The sequence below is a fragment of the Capnocytophaga sp. oral taxon 903 genome, assembly GCF_013394785.1.
Lineage (GTDB): Bacteria > Bacteroidota > Bacteroidia > Flavobacteriales > Flavobacteriaceae > Capnocytophaga > Capnocytophaga ochracea.
On the sequence record NZ_JABXYW010000002.1, the window covers coordinates 270,055 to 288,488 of the forward strand.

At 40.4% G+C, this 18,434-nt stretch carries 15 protein-coding genes and 1 pseudogene; 10 read left to right on the forward strand and 6 right to left on the reverse strand.

Annotated elements, in window-relative coordinates:
* Window positions 1-51 precede the first annotated feature (51 nt).
* From HW279_RS01135 to HW279_RS01165, 7 genes are all read left to right on the forward strand, one after another.
* Window positions 52-549 (forward strand): Fur family transcriptional regulator, encoded by a 498-nt coding sequence (locus HW279_RS01135; protein WP_002673241.1) that lies wholly within the window; start codon window positions 52-54, stop codon window positions 547-549.
* Between the two features lie 11 nt (window positions 550-560).
* Window positions 561-1,832, forward strand: a complete 1,272-nt coding sequence (locus HW279_RS01140; protein WP_178957645.1) for an adenylosuccinate synthase — start codon at window positions 561-563, stop codon at window positions 1,830-1,832.
* A 271-nt stretch (window positions 1,833-2,103) separates the two neighbouring features.
* Complete coding sequence (locus tag HW279_RS01145) at window positions 2,104-3,030, forward strand: Dyp-type peroxidase (RefSeq protein ID WP_178957646.1); 927 nt, start codon at window positions 2,104-2,106, stop codon at window positions 3,028-3,030.
* Between the two features lie 46 nt (window positions 3,031-3,076).
* Window positions 3,077-3,292 (forward strand): hypothetical protein, encoded by a 216-nt coding sequence (locus HW279_RS01150; protein ID WP_016479107.1) that lies wholly within the window; start codon window positions 3,077-3,079, stop codon window positions 3,290-3,292.
* A complete protein-coding gene (locus HW279_RS01155) occupies window positions 3,280-3,591 on the forward strand; it encodes a type II toxin-antitoxin system RelE/ParE family toxin (RefSeq protein WP_009418832.1) in 312 nt (103 codons plus the stop codon). Before HW279_RS01150 ends, HW279_RS01155 begins: the two co-directional genes overlap by 13 nt.
* Window positions 3,588-5,666: an outer membrane beta-barrel protein gene (locus HW279_RS01160; protein ID WP_178957647.1), complete on the forward strand. Its 2,079-nt coding sequence runs from the start codon at window positions 3,588-3,590 to the stop codon at window positions 5,664-5,666. Before HW279_RS01155 ends, HW279_RS01160 begins: the two co-directional genes overlap by 4 nt.
* Window positions 5,667-5,681: 15 nt before the next feature.
* Window positions 5,682-8,864, forward strand: coding sequence for a UvrD-helicase domain-containing protein (locus HW279_RS01165; protein WP_178957648.1), 3,183 nt, complete (start codon window positions 5,682-5,684; stop codon window positions 8,862-8,864).
* Here HW279_RS01165 and HW279_RS01170 read toward each other — a convergent pair.
* Window positions 8,861-9,583 carry an AAA family ATPase gene (locus HW279_RS01170; RefSeq protein WP_178957649.1) on the reverse strand — a complete coding sequence of 241 codons (723 nt, stop codon included), beginning with the start codon at window positions 9,581-9,583 and terminating at the stop codon, window positions 8,861-8,863. The two genes, HW279_RS01165 and HW279_RS01170, sit on opposite strands and share 4 nt — an antisense overlap.
* Before the next feature lie 131 nt (window positions 9,584-9,714).
* Here HW279_RS01170 and HW279_RS01175 point away from each other — a divergent pair, with 131 nt between their 5' ends.
* On the forward strand, window positions 9,715-10,761 hold the full coding sequence (locus HW279_RS01175) for a WD40/YVTN/BNR-like repeat-containing protein (RefSeq protein WP_178957650.1): 1,047 nt from the start codon (window positions 9,715-9,717) through the stop codon (window positions 10,759-10,761).
* Complete coding sequence (locus HW279_RS01180) at window positions 10,758-11,426, forward strand: hypothetical protein (protein WP_178957651.1); 669 nt, start codon at window positions 10,758-10,760, stop codon at window positions 11,424-11,426. The genes HW279_RS01175 and HW279_RS01180 overlap by 4 nt, the downstream gene beginning before the upstream one ends.
* Window positions 11,427-11,432: 6 nt before the next feature.
* Here the strand turns inward: HW279_RS01180 and HW279_RS01185 are convergent, their stop codons facing one another.
* Both HW279_RS01185 and HW279_RS01190 read right to left on the reverse strand, forming a co-directional pair.
* Window positions 11,433-12,518: an ATP-binding protein gene (locus HW279_RS01185; protein WP_178957652.1), complete on the reverse strand. Its 1,086-nt coding sequence runs from the start codon at window positions 12,516-12,518 to the stop codon at window positions 11,433-11,435.
* Between the two features lie 114 nt (window positions 12,519-12,632).
* Window positions 12,633-14,057: a Gfo/Idh/MocA family protein gene (locus HW279_RS01190; RefSeq protein ID WP_178957653.1), complete on the reverse strand. Its 1,425-nt coding sequence runs from the start codon at window positions 14,055-14,057 to the stop codon at window positions 12,633-12,635.
* Between the two features lie 351 nt (window positions 14,058-14,408).
* Between HW279_RS01190 and HW279_RS01195 the strand changes: the two are divergent.
* Window positions 14,409-16,655 (forward strand): annotated as a pseudogene (locus HW279_RS01195) (helix-turn-helix domain-containing protein); the annotation flags it as partial.
* Between the two features lie 47 nt (window positions 16,656-16,702).
* On the opposite strand, the gene HW279_RS01200 reads toward HW279_RS01195, so the two are convergent.
* The 3 genes from HW279_RS01200 to HW279_RS01210 form a co-directional block, all read right to left on the reverse strand.
* Window positions 16,703-17,209 (reverse strand): outer membrane beta-barrel protein, encoded by a 507-nt coding sequence (locus HW279_RS01200; RefSeq protein ID WP_009418842.1) that lies wholly within the window; start codon window positions 17,207-17,209, stop codon window positions 16,703-16,705.
* A gap of 118 nt (window positions 17,210-17,327) precedes the next feature.
* On the reverse strand, window positions 17,328-17,807 hold the full coding sequence (locus HW279_RS01205; protein ID WP_002673265.1) for an ExbD/TolR family protein: 480 nt from the start codon (window positions 17,805-17,807) through the stop codon (window positions 17,328-17,330).
* Window positions 17,808-17,819: 12 nt separating this feature from the next.
* A complete protein-coding gene (locus HW279_RS01210; RefSeq protein WP_002673266.1) occupies window positions 17,820-18,434 on the reverse strand; it encodes an ExbD/TolR family protein in 615 nt (204 codons plus the stop codon).

Sequence of the window (18,434 nt, forward strand, 5' to 3'; positions counted from 1 at the left end):
TCTGAAAAATAAATAGTACTTTTGCCCTTTATTGAAAAACATATTTAATATATGAAAAATATAGCTGAGAAAGATAAAAAAAACACCTCCGAAGAGAACTTGGAGATTGTAAAAAAGGTTCTTACCAAATATTTGGAAGACAACGGACACCGTAAGACCCCTGAGCGCTATGCGATTGTGAAGGAGATTTACGAATACAACGACCATTTTGACATAGAGACGCTCTATGAAAATATGAAAAAGAAAAAGTATCGGGTGAGTAGAGCGACCCTCTACAACACGATTGAGCTCTTGCTGGAATGTGGTTTAGTGCGCAAACATCAGTTTGGACAAAACCAAGCGTATTACGAGAAATCGTATTTTGACCGTCAGCACGACCACGTAATCCTTACCGATACGGGTGAGATTGTGGAGTTTTGCGACCCTCGTATTCAAGCAATACAGAAAACCATAGAAGAAGTTTTTAACATTAATATTAGCAATCACTCTCTTTATTTTTACGGTACACGCAAAGCAGATGCCCCAAAAGAAGAGAGAGCAACTAAATAAAAGAAACAAAAATGGCAGTAGATTTATTATTAGGTCTTCAGTGGGGAGACGAAGGAAAAGGGAAAATAGTAGATGTCCTTACGCAAAACTACGACATTATCGCACGCTTTCAAGGAGGCCCTAACGCAGGGCATACTCTTGAATTTAACGGTATTAAACACGTGTTACACACTATTCCGTCGGGAATCTTCCACAAAGGTGCTGTAAATATCATCGGTAATGGGGTGGTGATAGACCCTATCATTTTCAAAAAAGAAATAAAGGCACTCGCTCCTTACGAGGTAAACCTGAAACAGAATTTGCTTATCTCGCGCAAAGCACACCTTATCTTACCTACCCACCGCCTCTTAGATGCTGCTTCGGAAGCTTCCAAAGGTAAAGCTAAAATAGGTTCTACTCTTAAAGGCATAGGGCCTACTTATATGGATAAGACAGGTCGTAACGGCTTGCGCGTGGGCGATATAGAGCTCAGTGACTTTAACGAGCGTTACCGTAACCTCACCGATAAACACGAAGAAATGCTCGCTAACTACAAGGTGGATATCCAGTATAACCTACAAGAGTTGGAAACCGAGTTTTTTGAAGCGATAAAAGTGCTGAAAGAGTTTCAACTTATCGACAGTGAAGAATACCTATACCAAGCCCTCAAAAAGGGTAAGAAAATACTTGCCGAAGGAGCACAAGGTTCTATGTTGGACATTGATTTTGGTACCTATCCGTTTGTAACCTCGTCGAACACAACGGCTGCTGGAGCTTGTACGGGCTTAGGTGTAGCTCCTCGCAGTATTGGTGAGGTAATAGGTATCTTTAAGGCTTATACAACCCGTGTGGGCAGTGGGCCTTTCCCTACCGAACTGTTTGACAAAGTGGGCGAAACAATGACCCAAGTAGGTCGCGAATTTGGAGCCACTACCGGTAGGCGTCGCCGTTGTGGTTGGCTTGATTTGGTAGCCCTTAAATACGCTGTACAGGTAAACGGAGTTACCGAACTTACAATGATGAAAGCCGATGTGCTCAGCGGTTTTGAGACTTTAAAAGTATGTACGTCATATCTTTATAAAGGAAAAGAAATCAAGCACTTGCCTTACAATATAGAAGAACAGAACGTAACGCCCATATATACGGAACTCAAAGGCTGGCAACAAGACCTTACCAAACTCACCAATTACCAGCAACTACCCAAAGAACTTTTGGATTATATCAGTTTCTTAGAGAAAGAACTCGAAGTGCCCATCAAAGTAGTATCGGTGGGGCCTGATAGAACTCAAACGATTATTCGGTAGAACATTAGATGATTTAGGAAGTTATAAAATGAATGAGCTATGAACATCATAGTACACAACCTTTACATACCGAAGAGCAATTATTAGTAGAAGAATGACTCAAGGAAAAACAGATTTCTTTTAACAGAAGAAAAACTTATTTTACAAAAGGGCAATTAGCTTCCACAGAAAGAGGTATTGAGCAAGCTAATAACGGATTGTTGAGACCTTATACTGAAGTTAAGAAAAGAGCGCGTGAAATATTCCTAAAAAATTAAAAATACTTAATATAATGAATTATCAGAATGTAACAGACTTGCCTAATAACAATACCATATTTTTGGTATGGGCATTTAAAAAAGATATAGACAAGACATTGCTTAATAATACTTTTGCAAAAGTATGTGGTTTGGTAGGAAACCTCAACAACTCGGTAGCCGACCGCTTTCCTGAAGGTTGTGCCAGTGTAACCATAGGCATTAGCCATAGGGCGTGGCTTACTTTAGGGTTACCCAAACCACTCCCCAAAGAACTCAAAGATTTTGAGCCCATCAGAGGTAGTAAACACACTGCTGTATCCACCGAAGGCGACTTACACTTTCATATCCGCGCTCATAACCCCAGCTTGGCTTACGATATGGCAGCTGCCATTAGCGAGGTAATGCAACCCATTGCCAATGGTATTGTAAACGTACAAGGTTTTAGATATTGGGACGGACGCGCTATCATCGGTTTTGTAGACGGTACCGAAAACCCGCGTGGCGCAGAACGCGAACAGTTTGCCGTAGTAGGTGATGAAGACCCCGATTACCAAGGAGGAAGCTACCTATTCGTACAAAAATACGTACACGATATGAACGCTTGGCGTGCGCTCCCCGTTAGCGAACAAGAAAAAGTAATAGGGCGTAGCAAAGAAATGGACATAGAAATGGACGAGGATACCAAGCCTACCAATGCGCACTCGGCACTTGCCAATGTAGGTGATGATTTGAAAGTAGTGAGAGACAATATGCCTTTCCACGACCCCGTAAGTCACCAAATGGGCACTTACTTCATCTGCTATGCCAATACGTTCAGTACGGTAGAAAAGATGCTTACTAATATGTTTATAGGCAATCCCGCTGGCAATTACGACCGTCTATTAGATTTCAGCACTGCCAAAACAGGAACACTTTTCTTTGTACCATCTTTGGATATGTTAGATGAATTTGCAGGATAAAAGGAGCTATACAACTAATTATCCTTAACAATATACCTAAAAAACTATGAATATATTAGTACAACCTTTAAACACAGAAGAGCAACTTTTAGTGGAAGAATGGCTCAAGGAACAACAAATCTCTTTTGAAAGGAGTGAAACACATTTCACTGAAGCACAATTAACTTCCATAGAAAGAGGTATTGAACAAGCTAATAATGGATTGTTAAAACCTTATACTGAAGTTAGAAAAAAAGCACGTGAAATAGTATGTGGGAATTAGAATGGACACTAGAAGCAGAAATGCAGTATTATGATATTTTGTCTTATTGGACAAACCATAATAAATCAAACTCTTATTCTATAAAAATTATGAATGAAGTGGAGAAAAGTGAGGATTTGCTTATATATAATCCCTTTATTGGACAAGAGCATTATTTGAGCACTCCATATTTCAAGATAAGGAGTCTATTAGTTCTTAAAAACTTCTCTATTATTTACCGCATAACCGACAGAATTGAAATACTTTCTTTTTGGGATAATAGAAATGACCCTACAAAATTAGAAAGATTAACACTATGAAACTCCTTTTAACCAGCTTACTATTAGTTTATTTTATGACCACTACAGCGCAAGAAGTAGTGCCTGAAACACCTTTGGATACGATTGTGCTCAATGAGATAATTGTAAAAGCACAGCGCAAAACACAGTATACCGATAAGGCGAGTTTTACCTTTGAAAAGAAAGCTGTGGAACAAGCACGCTATGCCAAAGACCTCTTGCGCAGTTTGCCTAACCTGCACCTCAACCCTGTAACCAACCAGATTGCTACCCTTAAAAGGGGTACGCTCTTGGTATTGGTAAACGGTGTAGAGGCAACTGACTTGCAAATACGCGGTATCGCCCCTCAAAACGTAGCACGCATAGACTATTACGATATTCCGCCTGCGCGTTGGAGCAATAGGGCTGATACAGTGGTGGATATCATCACACGTTCGGCTGAAGAGGGGTATTCGGTAGGGGTAGATGCGCTTTCGGCTCTTACTACAGGTTTTGTAGATGCTTCGGCTTATAGCAACTACACCAAAGGCAAACATACGTTGGGAGTGGAATACAAATTGGAGTTTCGCAATTACAACGATAGATACTATGAAAAACACTCCGATTACGAACTATCGGGTGTCCGTTATGCAAACGACCAACAATCAAAATCAGGGTTTAGCTATAATGCGCACAACGCTTCGGTGCGTTATAGCGCAGTAGTACCACAAAACTACAATTTTCAAGTTAAAGCAGGAATGGAGCTTTTGAATCGCTCTGTACATAGCAATGGCATAAACCTATTTACACAAGGTACAACGGTTAGCCATCACACATTATCAGGTAAAAGTCACGACCACTGGTTGCGCCCCAAAGTAGACCTATACTTCTCTAAAAAATTAGGCAAACGCGATGAATTGAGCGTAAACGCCGTGGGGAGCCATTATAACACTACCAAAGAGAACCTCTCAAAGGAATGGGAGACCGCAACCCAGCAGAATGTGTACGACGATGATATGGATTTGAAAGTAAAGCAACGCGGTTGGGTAGGTGAAGTAGCACATACTCATCAGTTTACTATAGGCAAACTCAATTCGGGCTACCGTATTAGCAGTACTTTTATCGACAATGATTTACGTAACTTGGCAGGTACTTCGGCTTACGATGTTACCTATACCAATCAGTATTTGTACACCGAGTTTGTAGGCAAAAAAGCTAATTTTATGTACAGAGCCAGTGCTGGGCTTACCCACACCCACAATCGTAGTGCCGAAAACACTTTTACCGAATGGGTGTTTACCCCAAAAGTAGTGTTGGGTTATGAATTAGCTAATAACCAGAGTTTGCGCCTCACAAGTTACTATGTACCCCGCAGTCCGCGTAGTGCAGAACTCAGTAGCAATATAGCACAACAAGCACCAAACATCTTGGAGACAGGAAATCCTTACCTAAAATCACAACATATATTTTGGACTGGACTCTCTTATACTTTCAACAATGAGTACACCGATTTTAACCTTCAACCCTTCTACAAAAACACCCAACGAGTAATTACTGATATTTATATCAAAGACCCCGTACGCAATGGAATACTCAGCACTTATGAAAACAGTAAATATCACGAGGAGTTTGGTTTTTCATTAGATGGTACTTTTAAACCATTAAGGAATGATTTATTTGTATTTTCAGCTAATATAGCCCCTACACATGAGACTTTGGTTACTGATGCTGGACTACGCGCTCGCAATAATTATATCGATAACAACCTATCACTTACTTTTACCTATAAAGATTTAAGGGTAGATTACAGTTTCAACTTTCCTATTTATTACATAGACGGCAACACTATGAGCACTTATGAAAATAACAATGATATTTTTATAGAATACCAGTTAGGTAGTTGGACACTTAAAGGTGGTGTGTTTTGGTTAGGAATGCCTTCGGAATACAAGATGAAGAGTAGTTACGAAGGTTTGGTAAACCAGCATAGCTATACCTACATAGAAAACAACCGCAATATGTTTGTATTAGGGGTTAGCTACGATTTCTCCAAAGGAAAGAACAATTCGGTAGACAAGAAGCTCAACAACGATACCGCTCCTGCAGCGCAGTTTTAAGGTAAGAGGTAAAAAATGAATACACCTTCAGCAAATTATACTATATACAACGCTTCGGCTGGGTCTGGAAAGACCTACAGTTTGGTGAAAGCCTATCTGAGAATTATTCTCGGCAGTAAGCAACCTGATTTGTTTAGGCAGTTACTCGCTATTACCTTTACCAACAAGGCGGTTTTTGAAATGAAGAACCGCATCATAGAGTTATTGGGGGTATTCAGTGAGGACAAAATGCTCACTAAACCTCACGCTATGTTTAGTGAATTAGCAAAGGAATTGAATCTCCCCGATGAGGAACTGAGAACGCGTTCGGCTAAGGCTTTGGAGCATATACTGCACAACTACGCGGCTTTTAATATCAGTACTATCGATGGGTTTAACCACCAACTGATACGCCACTTCTCACAGGATTTGCACCTCAATCCTTTCTTTGAAGTACAGTTGGACAGCAACGCTTTACTAGAGCGCGCAGTTGATAATTTGATGAATCAGGCAGGAAACGACCCCGAGCTTACCCAATTGCTCATCGATTTTGCCAATGAAAAGATAGACGACGACAAGAGTTGGGATACTACTAAAGAATTATTAGGCGTAGCCGAAATGCTCACCAATGAGAACCATTACGAGCAATTACAATCGCTGAAAGACAAGGAAATACCCGATTTTCTAACCCTTAAAAATACCTTACTCAAACAACGCAACAATGCCCTGAAAAGCATTAAAACTTCTGCCCAAGACTTTATGCAACTGATGTGTGAGCACGGTTTGGATAAAGGTGCTTTTAATGGAGGACATTTATACAAATTCTTTGATAACCTCACTGCCGACAACTCTAAGGAGCCTTCGTGGGGCAGTGGTTGGCAAAACAATCTATTAGAAGGCGAACCTCTTTATTCTGGTTCAGCGACTAAGAAGTACGACACTGCCCTGATAGACAGTTTGCAAGAGATGATTGCCAACTTGTTTTTGACAATCAAAAAGGCTTTTGGTGCCCTTGCCTTTGCGAACAACGCGCTGAGATATGTTGTGCCTTTGGCTTTGCTCAACCGCATACAAAAAGAAATAGAGACCATTAAAGAAGAAGAAAACATCTTGCCTATATGGGAGTTCAACGGAGTGATTTCCTCAGAGCTCAGCAACCAGCCTGCACCTTTTATCTACGAGCGTATAGGCGAGAAATTCCGCCACTATTTCATCGATGAGTTTCAAGACACCTCAGTGCTGCAATGGCAGAACTTTATACCGCTTATCCTCAATGCGGTGCAAAGTGAGGTGAACAAACAACGCGGGTCGGTATTGCTTGTAGGTGATGCCAAACAATCGATTTATCGTTGGCGAGGAGGAAAAGCGGAACAGTTTATGAGTCTGTATAACAATGAAGTAAACCCTTTCCGCATCAAAGGAGAAGTGAAAGACCTTGATAAGAACTTCCGCAGTTTAGAAGCTATTATTGATTTTAACAACCATTTTTTTAAGTTTGCAGCAGACCTTTTCCAAAGTGATACATACAAAAAACTTTATGAGAACTCCATACAGGATTATCCCAAAAACAAAAGAGACCAATCTTTACCCGAAGGCTATTTCAATCTTTCGTTTATAGCAGTGGGAGAAGAAGAAGTAAATACAGAAGAAGACAACAGCAATGTTGTAGCACTTTCACCGCGCGAACGGAGTTATTGTGAAGTAATTTTAGAAAAAATAGAGCACGCTAACCGAGCAGGGGCTGCCGATAAGGATATTACTATATTGGTGCGCACTAACCGCGAAGGGGCTGCCGTAGCTTCTTTCCTTTCAGAACAACAAAGAAATGTAATTTCTCCCGATTCGCTATTGCTGAAAAACGTGGCATCGGTACAGTTTCTCGTCACCCTGTTGCGTTTGCTATACCACCCTGATAGTAAGGAAATCAAACTGCAATTACTCTTTGATTATCTGCGTTTTAAAGAAACTAAAGACCCTCACCTATTCCTCAGCAAATATGTAGAAGAACCCATAAATACTTTCCTTGCCGATTTTCAGTTCTCTATAGAGCTGTTCAACCAATATTCTCTATACGAAGGAGTAGCTTTGGCGGTGAATTGTTTTAACCTCGCTCACCCTTCCGATGCTTATCTCACACACTTTATGGATATTGTATTCGATTTTAAGAATGCGCGCAAAGGAGGCTTGTCCGATTTTTTAGAGTTCTGGGACGACCAGCAAGAAAAACTCAGCATCAGTTCACCCGAAGGTTTGAATGCTATTACCGTGATGACGGTACACAAGAGCAAAGGGCTTTCTGCCCCCGTGATTATCTACGCCTTTGCCGATAGCAAACTCATCGATACACATACTGAAAAACTTTGGTTTCCCGTAGATCACGAGCAGTTTAACGGTTTTGACTATCTACTGGTGAACAGCAATAAAAGTTTAGTGAACTACGACCCGCAAGCCGAAGAGCTGATGATGCAACTACACGAACAAAACCTCCTCGACCAGCTAAATGTGCTATATGTAGCGATGACGCGTCCCGAATCATTTCTTTATGTAATCACCTCATTATCCAAAGGCCGTGCCGAGACTTATGGTACACTCTTTAAAAAGTTTTTAGTAGAAAACGGACAGTGGAATGAGGATGTAGTGGAATATACCTTTGGAAGTGCTGTATTTCCTAAGAAGAAAGAGAAAGGAGCTACAGAAGAAGCAACTATTCCTTTTCAAAAAGGTTGGCAACAACCGAACTACAAGATTGCGATGGGGGCTTCCTTGCTATGGGACACTCACCAAAAAGAAGCCTTGGAGCGTGGCAACCTCATTCACGAGTTATTCTCGAAAATCACTTATACCACCGACCTCGACACTGTGCTCAACGATGCACTACAAGAGGGCACTATTACTACCGAACAATACGAGCTATTGCAACCCCAAATGGCGCGATTGCTTAGCGACAGCACTTTAGCACCTTTCTTTAGCAAGGACTACGAATATTTTACCGAACGTGAATTTATAGATGCTAATGGCTACTATTTCCGTCCCGACCGACTTGCCTACAACCCCACCACTCGCGAAGTCTATATCATAGATTACAAAACCGGACAACCCAACGACCAATACCGCACCCAACTACAGCATTACCAACAAAACCTAACAGCCATAGGATGGCAAGTAAAAGGAAAATATTTAGTGTATTTGGACTTAGGAGAAGTGATAAAGATTCTCTAATCCTCTCTAAAATACGCCTTAGGATTGTTCAAAAAAGTTTTAGTAATGATATAATGTTCTACTTCTTGCAAAGGGGTAGCTTGCATTCCATTTTTGGTAACTTCATAGATTAGTGCATCGGGCATTGCTATTAGGATTGGAGAATGGGTGGCGATGATAAACTGTGAACGTTCTTTCTTGAGATGTTCGCGTATGAAGTAGATGAGTGATAGTTGGTGTAAGGGCGAAAGAGCACTTTCTGGCTCATCAAAGATATAGATTCCTTGTCGTTTTACACGTTGGGTAATGATATGCAAAAAGGCTTCTCCGTGAGAAAAAGACGCTAAATTTTGTCCGTAGTTAAACATCATATTCTGATAGGTAGGATTCTGACTTTTAAACGAATCAAAAATATTACCTTTAATTACGTAATCGCCAAAGTCCTCTGAACGAAAGAAAAAACCACGACCATCACGTATCATATCGAGTTCTAAATCTTCTGCGAGCTCAGCAATAGGCTCAAACGATTCTTCTTGAAAACCTAACGTATTGTTAATACGAGCCAAGCGTAGTTTGTAAGCAATAGCTTCAATAAGAGATGATTTGCCCACCCCATTATCACCTACAATGAAAGTTACCGGCTGGTCAAGATTGATATGTTTAGCATAGCGCACAGCTTCAGTATTATAAGGGAATCCTTGTTTTCTATCAGTGGTAATATTTAAGGAGCGGATATACATAAGTAATTAGAAAATGAGAAATTATTTGAATGTGTGATGCGACAAAGATACAACATTTTGGAGGAAAAATATATCCTTTCTTTGTTATTCGAACCAAAAACACTACCTTTGCCTTTGTTTATCACCGAGATATGAAACATATTGCTATTATTTTTATATTGCTTTGCCTTGGAGCGTGTAAGCACTCTAATCCTTATAAGGACTCTACTATCGAATTGGTAGAGTTAAAGTCTTTCCCTTTAGAGAAGATAAGCGTGCGGGCAATGGTGCTCTTAGAGAAAAACGTGGCTTTTGCAGGCTCCGATGCTACCTTTGGCTTTATCAACACGCAAAACCAAACCATTGCGACTTCTAACTTGAAGAATCGTGGGGTCATTTCGGATTTCCGCGCAGTGGGGGCAACGACTCAGAACTTTTTTATGCTCTCTATTGGCAACCCTGCATTGCTTTACAAAGCGGAACAAAGTGGTATGGAGGAAGTGTATCGTGAGGAACACCTCGATGTATTCTACGATGTATTACGCTTTACGGACGACCAATTTGGCATCGCTATAGGCGACCCTATCGACAATCGTCTATCGGTAGTAACAACGCTCAACGGCGGACAGCAATGGACGAAACTCACGTGGTCGCAATCGCCAAAACTCGAAGAGGGTGAAAGTGTATTCGCTGCTAGCAACTCGGCTTTGGCGAACTATGGCAACAAACTATGGGTAGTAACAGGCGGCAGTAAGAGCAGGGTGTTATTCTCGGACAACAAGGGTTATAAATGGCAAGACCTCGCTACCCTACCTATCGCCCAAGGTTCGGCTACTCAAGGGGCTTTCACCGTAGCTTTCTATAACGACAAGCAAGGCATTGCTCTCGGCGGTGATTATGAACAACCTACAGAGCGAAAAGGCTCTGGCGCACTCACTTTCGATGGGGGTAAAACTTGGCAGCCTATCGCAACCGACAAGGCTATTGGCTATGCGAGTTGTGTGCAATACATTCCTAATAGTGAGGGAAATGCTTTGGTGGCAACTTCGCCTAATGGTCTTTTCTTCTCTAACGACCAAGGTAGGAGCTGGCAACAACTTTCGGATAAAGTCTACCACGCGCTACTCTTTGTTAATGAGCAAACTATGGTTGCTTCGGGCAATGAAAAAATCACCCTTTTTAGAGTTGTAAAGAAATGATGGTAAGTGAAGTAACAGCTTTGCGCAAAGCAGGTGACTTGGACGAGGCGTTGCGCATCGCTCTTGAGGAATTTAAGGAAAACGATAGTAATATCAACAAATATTCGTTGGGCTGGGTGTATTACGATTTTTGCAAGAGGGCAGTAGCGGAAAACGACTTAGACATTTTTCTGCAATATGTGCAAGCACTCAAAGACCTGCGTTTTAGCATTGAAGAAGTGCTCATCACCGACCAACTGCTTTGGCAATACGTGAAGTTCTTCGCACAGTTGCGCAAAACAGGAAAAATAGCGCTTATTGATGTGCTGTACGAGAATTTGAAAGGTATGTATTTCACGATGCCTTCAAAAGCGTTTTCTGCCTTAGCAGAGCAGTTACACAAAGCCTATAAAGACCGTGAGGAATATTTGGAAGTAATTACTGACGTGATGCCGTTTCTGCGCGCTGAGGATTTTGCACCTAAGTCATACCAAGGTATGCTTATAATGCCTTTGGCAGAGCAAATCTATATTGCTTATAGCAAACGTATATTAGAAAGTGGCGACAAAGAGATTATCGCCACCTTTATACCTATCTTGCATCAGTGGATGCAGGCACATCCTGAATACAATTCGCTTATTTACTACTATGTAGAGATGTGCAATTTTACTAATATACCAATGTAATAATTATCAATTGTTCATTGCTGAACATTGGTTATAGAGTTCACGCCAAGACGCTCCGCGTTTCTTCATTACGTTTTCGAGGTATTCCTTCCACACCATTTTATCTTTGTCTTCGTCTTTTACTACAGCTCCTTGCAATCCTGATGCTAAATCTTCATCGGTAACAGTGCCGTTGCCAAAACTGCCTGCTAATGCCATACTATTGGTGATAAGCGAAATAGCTTCTGCCGTAGAAATAACCCCGCTAGGCGATTTGAGTTTTTGTTTTTCGTCTAAAGTAGCTCCTTTGCGCAATTCGCGGAAAATAGTTACAATCTTCTCTATAGCTTCATTGCTTGGCAAGGCGGCTTTCAGTTTGTAGTTGTTAGAAATCTCAGCTACGCGCTTGGTTACGATAGACACTTCGGTTTCTAAAGTAGCAGGGGCAGGTAGCACGATGATGTTGAAACGTCTTTTAAGTGCTGACGACATCTCGTTTACACCACGGTCGCGGGTATTAGCTGTGGCAATAATAGAGAAACCGCGCTGAGCAGGTAATTCTTCACTGAGTTCTGGAATGGCAATATTCTTCTCCGATAGAATAGAAATCAGTGCGTCTTGCACTTCGGAGGCGCAACGCGAAATCTCCTCAAAACGAGCGACAGTTCCTGTTTCCATCGCACGATAGATAGGTGATTTAAGTAGAGCTTCGTGCGATGGCCCGTTAGCCAAGATCATTGCGTAGTTCCACGAATAGCGAATGTGTTCTTCGCTGGTGCCCGCTGTACCTTGAATCACTTTGCCCGAATCACCGCAAATGGCTGCTGTAAGGTTCTCGGAAAGCCACGATTTGGCGGTTCCTGGCTCACCTATGAGCAACAGAGAGCGGTCGGTAAGGAGTGTAGCAATAGCTATCTCCACCAAGCGATTATGACCGATGTACTTAGGGGTAATCTCTACCCCGCTGGCAGTACCTCCAGTTACAAATTTCAACACTGCTTTAGGCGACAATTGCCAGCCTATGGGCTTTTCTTGTTTTTTATCCTCTTCTTTTAGAGCCTCTAATTCTTTTGCATATAGTTGTTCCGCAGGAAGACGTAATACGTTTGACATAGGTTCTATAATCCTCCCCCACCCCCTCCCAAGGAAGGGAGAATGCAATATAAATAGTTAGAAAAATATATTATCCTACCCCCTCCCCTTGGGGGAGGGAAAGGGGTGGGGATTCTAATTAGCAAACGCGTGTTTGTAACCTTTTTGTTTATTCCAAGCTCCGCGAGTAAAATCGGGTATTTCTACAGGAGCACTGCCGTTTTCTAATGATAGTTTAGAAAGAGGTGCTAAGCAACACCATTCAGCGAGGTCATACACGTCCATATCCAAAGGCAAACCATTGCGCAAACAGTAGATGAGACGATAGTCCATAATGAAATCCATACCACCGTGACCGCCCACTTCTTTTGCTTTAGTTTCCAATTCTCTAAGAATACGTGGTTTGTATTTTTCCATCATTGCTTTTTTAGCCTCTTCGGGCATAAAGCTGTGTGCCGAAAGATTTTCGTGATTAGGCACTTCGTCTTTTGCTATACTTTCTGGCTGAATAAGATAACCTTCTATCGGATATTTATTCGCAAATCCATTTGTTCCAGTAAGCTGATACATACGTGAATATGGACGTGGTGTTACCACATCATGTTGTATTTGTATGGTTTTCCCTTTTTCAGTTTTAATCATTGTAATAGTAAGGTCGCCGTTTTGGAAGTTAGGTTCTTCTTTGCCCATTACGCGTTTGTACACTTCTTTGCCTCTAAAAGCGTGCGTATCAAATGAAACCAAATAGTTCATCTTATCTCCTCGGTGAATATTAAGCGCTTGGCATACAGGGCCTATACCATGCGTAGGGTATATATCTCCGCGATTTTTAGCATTGTAGTCTAAACGCCAGTTGTTCCAATACTCAGTCCAAAAGTCGTCTAAGTTATGAATATAAGAGCCTTCACCGTGAATCACTTCACCCAAGAGCCCTTGTTGTGCCATATTAAGAGTAGTAATTTCAAAGTAGTCATACACGCAGTTCTCAAGCATCATACAGTGTAAGCGTTTCTTCTCACTCATATTAATCAATGCCCAAATCTGTTCCATATCAAGAGCTGCGGGCACTTCTATCGCCACGTGTTTACCGTGTTCCATAGCATAAAGCGCCATAGGTACGTGATGTTTCCAGTCAGTTACAATGTACACAAGGTCTACATCTTTGCGCTCACATAGCGCTTTCCAAGCATTTTCATCACCTGTGTACTGAGCTACACGCTTATGCCCTGCTTTTTCAATTACTTGTTGCGCTTTTTCTACCATTTCAGGACGTATATCGCAGATAGCTGTAACTTTCGCTCCGGGCACGTGCATATAACGCTCTACCGCACTATGTCCGCGCATTCCAAGACCAATGATTCCCACATGCACGGTATCCATTTTAGGAGTAGTAAGGTTTAGTACATCTGTTTGCCCAGCTGGACGAGGGGGGGTAGTTACTTTAATTTGATAAGAACTTCTACTCTTATTCTCATTAGAAGTAGCTTGATTGCAGTTACAAGCCACAAAGCCAAGACATACAGCAATGCCTATGGCTACTTGATAGATTTTTTTAATCATAGCTGTGAATATTTTTAAAGGTTGATTATTAATGTGACAAAAGTAGCAAAAAAAATTAATAGTAACAAAAGAAAAGTAAAAAAGATTTATTTATCCACTCCTTTACAATTACTTTTCAGTACCTTTTTTACAAAAAAACGTTCACTCTTAACCATTCACTTTCAACTATTTATATACCCTTTCTATACCAATCGTCCAAGATTCGTATAAGCTTCCTATAAGCTTTCTATAAGCTAAACCTACCCTCCTTCCTACCAAAATTTGGCTGTGTAGCTCACACCTAATTTGTTAATTTGCTAATTAAAATAAGTTTCGTATCTTTGCGTTTTAAATGATAACAACCAAACAAATGGTATGGAAGAGTACATACTTACACTTGTAAATCAAACAAATAGAAATATTTTTCTCACAGGGAAAGCAGGAACAGGTAAAACTACTCTGCTACACAAAATCATCAATACTTGTTATAAAAATACGGTGGTAGTTGCCCCTACGGGTATTGCTGCTCTCAATGCTGGTGGCGTAACCATTCATTCGATGTTCCAACTCCCTTTTGCTTCTTTTTTACCAACACTCAGCAATCCCCCTATTGTGAATGAATTCTTGCGCTTTGAAAACCGATTTTCTTTGCGAAAACACTTCCAAATGCACAAAAATAAACAGCAGGTTATCCGCAATATGGAATTGCTAATTGTAGATGAAGTGAGTATGCTCCGTGCCGATTTGCTCGATTCTATGGACTATATGTTGCAGTTTATCCGAAAAGACAAACGACCCTTCGGAGGCGTACAAGTGCTCTTCATCGGCGATTTGTTACAGTTGCCCCCCGTAGTAAAACAAGAGGAATGGGAAGTGCTCAAACATTATTATAAAGGAATGTATTTCTTTCAGTCCGAAGTCGTAACTCAAAATCCTTTGCTATATGTAGAACTCGAAACCATTTACCGACAAACCGATAAGCTGTTTATCTCCATTTTAAATCACTTGCGTGAAAACCAACTTACCTCTGAGGATATCAAACAGTTAGAAAACTATGTACAACCCGATTTTCCTAAAAAACACCTAAAAGATTATATCACCCTCACCACTCACAACGCCAAAGCCGATGCAATGAACCAACGCGAAATGAGTAAACTCTCTTCTCCCCTATTCTCTTACGAGGCTGATATTGTTGATGATTTTCCCGAATACCTCTACCCTATCGAAAAAGTCATTCAGCTAAAAGAAGGTGCAAGAGTAATGTTTATCAAAAATGACATTTCAGGAGAACACCTGTTTTTCAACGGAAAAATGGGTACAGTAGTCTCTCTTTCCGAAGGTGAAATTACCGTGAAATTAGACGGTGGAAGGGTCATAAACGTCGAACGCTACGAATGGGAAAACGTGCGATATAAACTGAATGAAACAACCAAAGATATAGAAGAAGAGCGCCTGGGCTCGTTTACCCAATACCCATTGCGTTTGGCGTGGGCAATTACCATACACAAAAGTCAAGGGCTCACTTTCGAGAAAGCCATCTTAGATTTGGCAAGTGTATTTGCCTCAGGTCAAGCCTATGTAGCATTTTCGCGCCTGCGCTCGTTAGACGGCTTGATTTTGCTTTCCTCAGTAAGTGCTAATGGTATCAACAACAATGGCGAAGTGATAGGTTATGCCGAGAACAAAGCCTCCGAAAAAGAAGTACAAACCGCTTGTTATACAGGAAAAACCGAATTTTTGCAGGAGAATATTTTAAACACTTTCCAATGGAATACTCTTTTAGAAGAATGGGTGCTACACCGCAATAGTTATTCAGGTGAAATTGGCAATAAAAACCTATATAAAGATTGGGCATCAGAGCAGTTAGTAAGAGTGCAAGAACTCGTTACCGTCTCCGAAAAATTCATCAAGCAACTCAGAACACTTTTCAATAATGCAACCGATGTTCAGCATATTTTCGAACGCGTAGCCAAAGGTATCACTTATTTTACACCGCTCTTAGAACAATTGTGGTATGAAGTGCTATTAGTTGAAGGAAAGATAGCTAATCAGAAAAAAGTTAAACAATTTTTCATCGAACTAAAAGAGTTAGACAATAGCCTTTCCGATACGCTAAAGAAACTCTTCCGCTTAGAGCAAATGGTACAATTAGCACAATCCGACCAACCTTTTAATAAAGAAAAGATACATTCAGCCAAATTAGAAACTTTGTATACTGAACTCACCGGAAAAATTAATAATATTTTAAAGAACGAAAAACTCTTTATAGGCGAATATCCTCTCTCCAAAGATGATAAACCCAAGAAGGAAAAACGCTCTACTTATGATATCACGCTTCAGCTTTGGAAAGAAGGCAAAACAGTAGCCGAAATAGCCAAAGAGCGTACTCTATCACAGGCTACTATCTATTCTCACATAGCCAAATGCATAGAACAAGATAAAATTGCTATTACTGAAGTACTCCCTGAGGAAACCATCAATGAACTGAATACAATTTTCAAAGAAAACGAAGAACTTACTACCCTGAAAAGTCTTTATGAAAAGACAGAAGAAAGATACAGTTGGGACGAACTGCGTTTATTCAGAGCCTACTTACTAAAAGAAGCTAAAAAAGCATAATAAAAAAGGGACTTCCTCAGAAGTCCCTTTTTTCATTTTTTAAGTTATTAAAATCTATAAGTAACACCTGCTTTAAAACCTCCTGTTGCAAAAGAGTTGTGTTCTACAAACAACTCAGCATTCACACCGAAGTTTTCTGTAAAGAAGTAACGCCCCCCTGTTTGAAGACGCACTGCAAATCCTGAGTCATAATAAGGATCCCAATTGTCATATTTATAATCATTACTCCAATTGTAATATCCCAAACTTAAACCACCGTACAAATCTACGTTTGAAGGAAGTCTTTTTATAAGTTTATTGAAGTGGTAATTACTTGTAGCTAAAATACCTATATTATTGTATTTTACGCTATTGTAGTTTCTACCACGGTAAAATAACTCACCTCCTACGGTTATTTGGTCATTAATTCCAACGTCCACTGAACCATATACCATAACCCCTGGAGTTGAAACACCTAAACCTCCGTTAATTTGTACATCACCAGCCCCGAAAGACTGTGCTGAAGCTACTCCTGCACTGAGGAGTAATCCAAAAAGTAAAACGATTTTTCTCATAAATAATTACTATTAACTTGTTTTAATAATGCAAAGGTAATATTTTTATTCATAATAACAAAAAAAGACTACCCTAATTTTTAAGGTAGTCTTTTTAACACAGAAATATGTTTCTTATTTATTTTTGATTCAAAGGAGAACCTTCACGAGCAATATAAGTCAATTTCAAGGCATTAACATCTTGCAATTTCTCACGAATATCACTCACTAATCCCATATTGGTATCAGCATCTACTTTCAAAGCGGTCATAAATACATCTTTTAGTGCATCGCGCAAACCTTCTCTATAATTCAATATATAGTGGCTTACCTCCGAAACATCAATGAATTTATCGTTCACTTGAATTTTAGCGTTTACACCAAACTTAGCCTGATACTTAGGAAGTGGTTTCCCTGCATAAATGTACACAACTGGGTCTTTCTTGTCCAATTTTTGTACTTGGTCTGCCACTGGCAACTTATTCTGTACCATCAAATCACTGTCCTTAGATTCTGTTACTGTCATAAAGAAGAACAAAAGCATAAAGATGATATCTGGCAAAGAAGCCGTAGAAACAGCGGGCGTTTCGCCACTTTTCTTTTTTGTAAATTTTGACATATCCTTCTAATTTTAGTGTTTCTTAGGTGCTGTTTCAAGCAATTTTCTTGGGAATAGCTCCTGTAATTTCACGATTTTAGGTTCTAACGCATCTTTTCTGTCTTTAGGAGTACGAGCTGCGTTAAATTCTTCCTCTATCTGAACATAAGGTACTTCGTTAGGGAACAAACGTCTGCGTTCACGCTCACGTAACTCATTATATGCCTTAATCAATTCATTTTGTACAGCTATATAAGTGTGATACGAAGTTTCACGGTCGTTGCGCAAAGAAATAACTGCTTTATCTGGGTTGTCTGATGATAGAGGGTCTCTTTTACCTTTACAGTAAGTACAAGAACCATCTCCATTGTTATCCAAGAAATTAAGCGCTGTTTCTTTTACGTCTTTAAGTTCCTTAACTTCGTTGTTTATTAACAACTGGTTGTACTTGTTCACTACCACTACCAATACGTTTTTCTCTTTTACTGGTGGAGGTGGTGGCGTATTTTCTTGTGGTTTAGGAGGTAACTTTACAGTAATCCCTGAGTTGCTCTCAATAGTTGTTGTTACCAAAAAGAATATCAACAACAAGAAAGCAATATCAGCCATTGAACCTGCATTTACCTCAGGTGCGGAACGTTTTGCCAT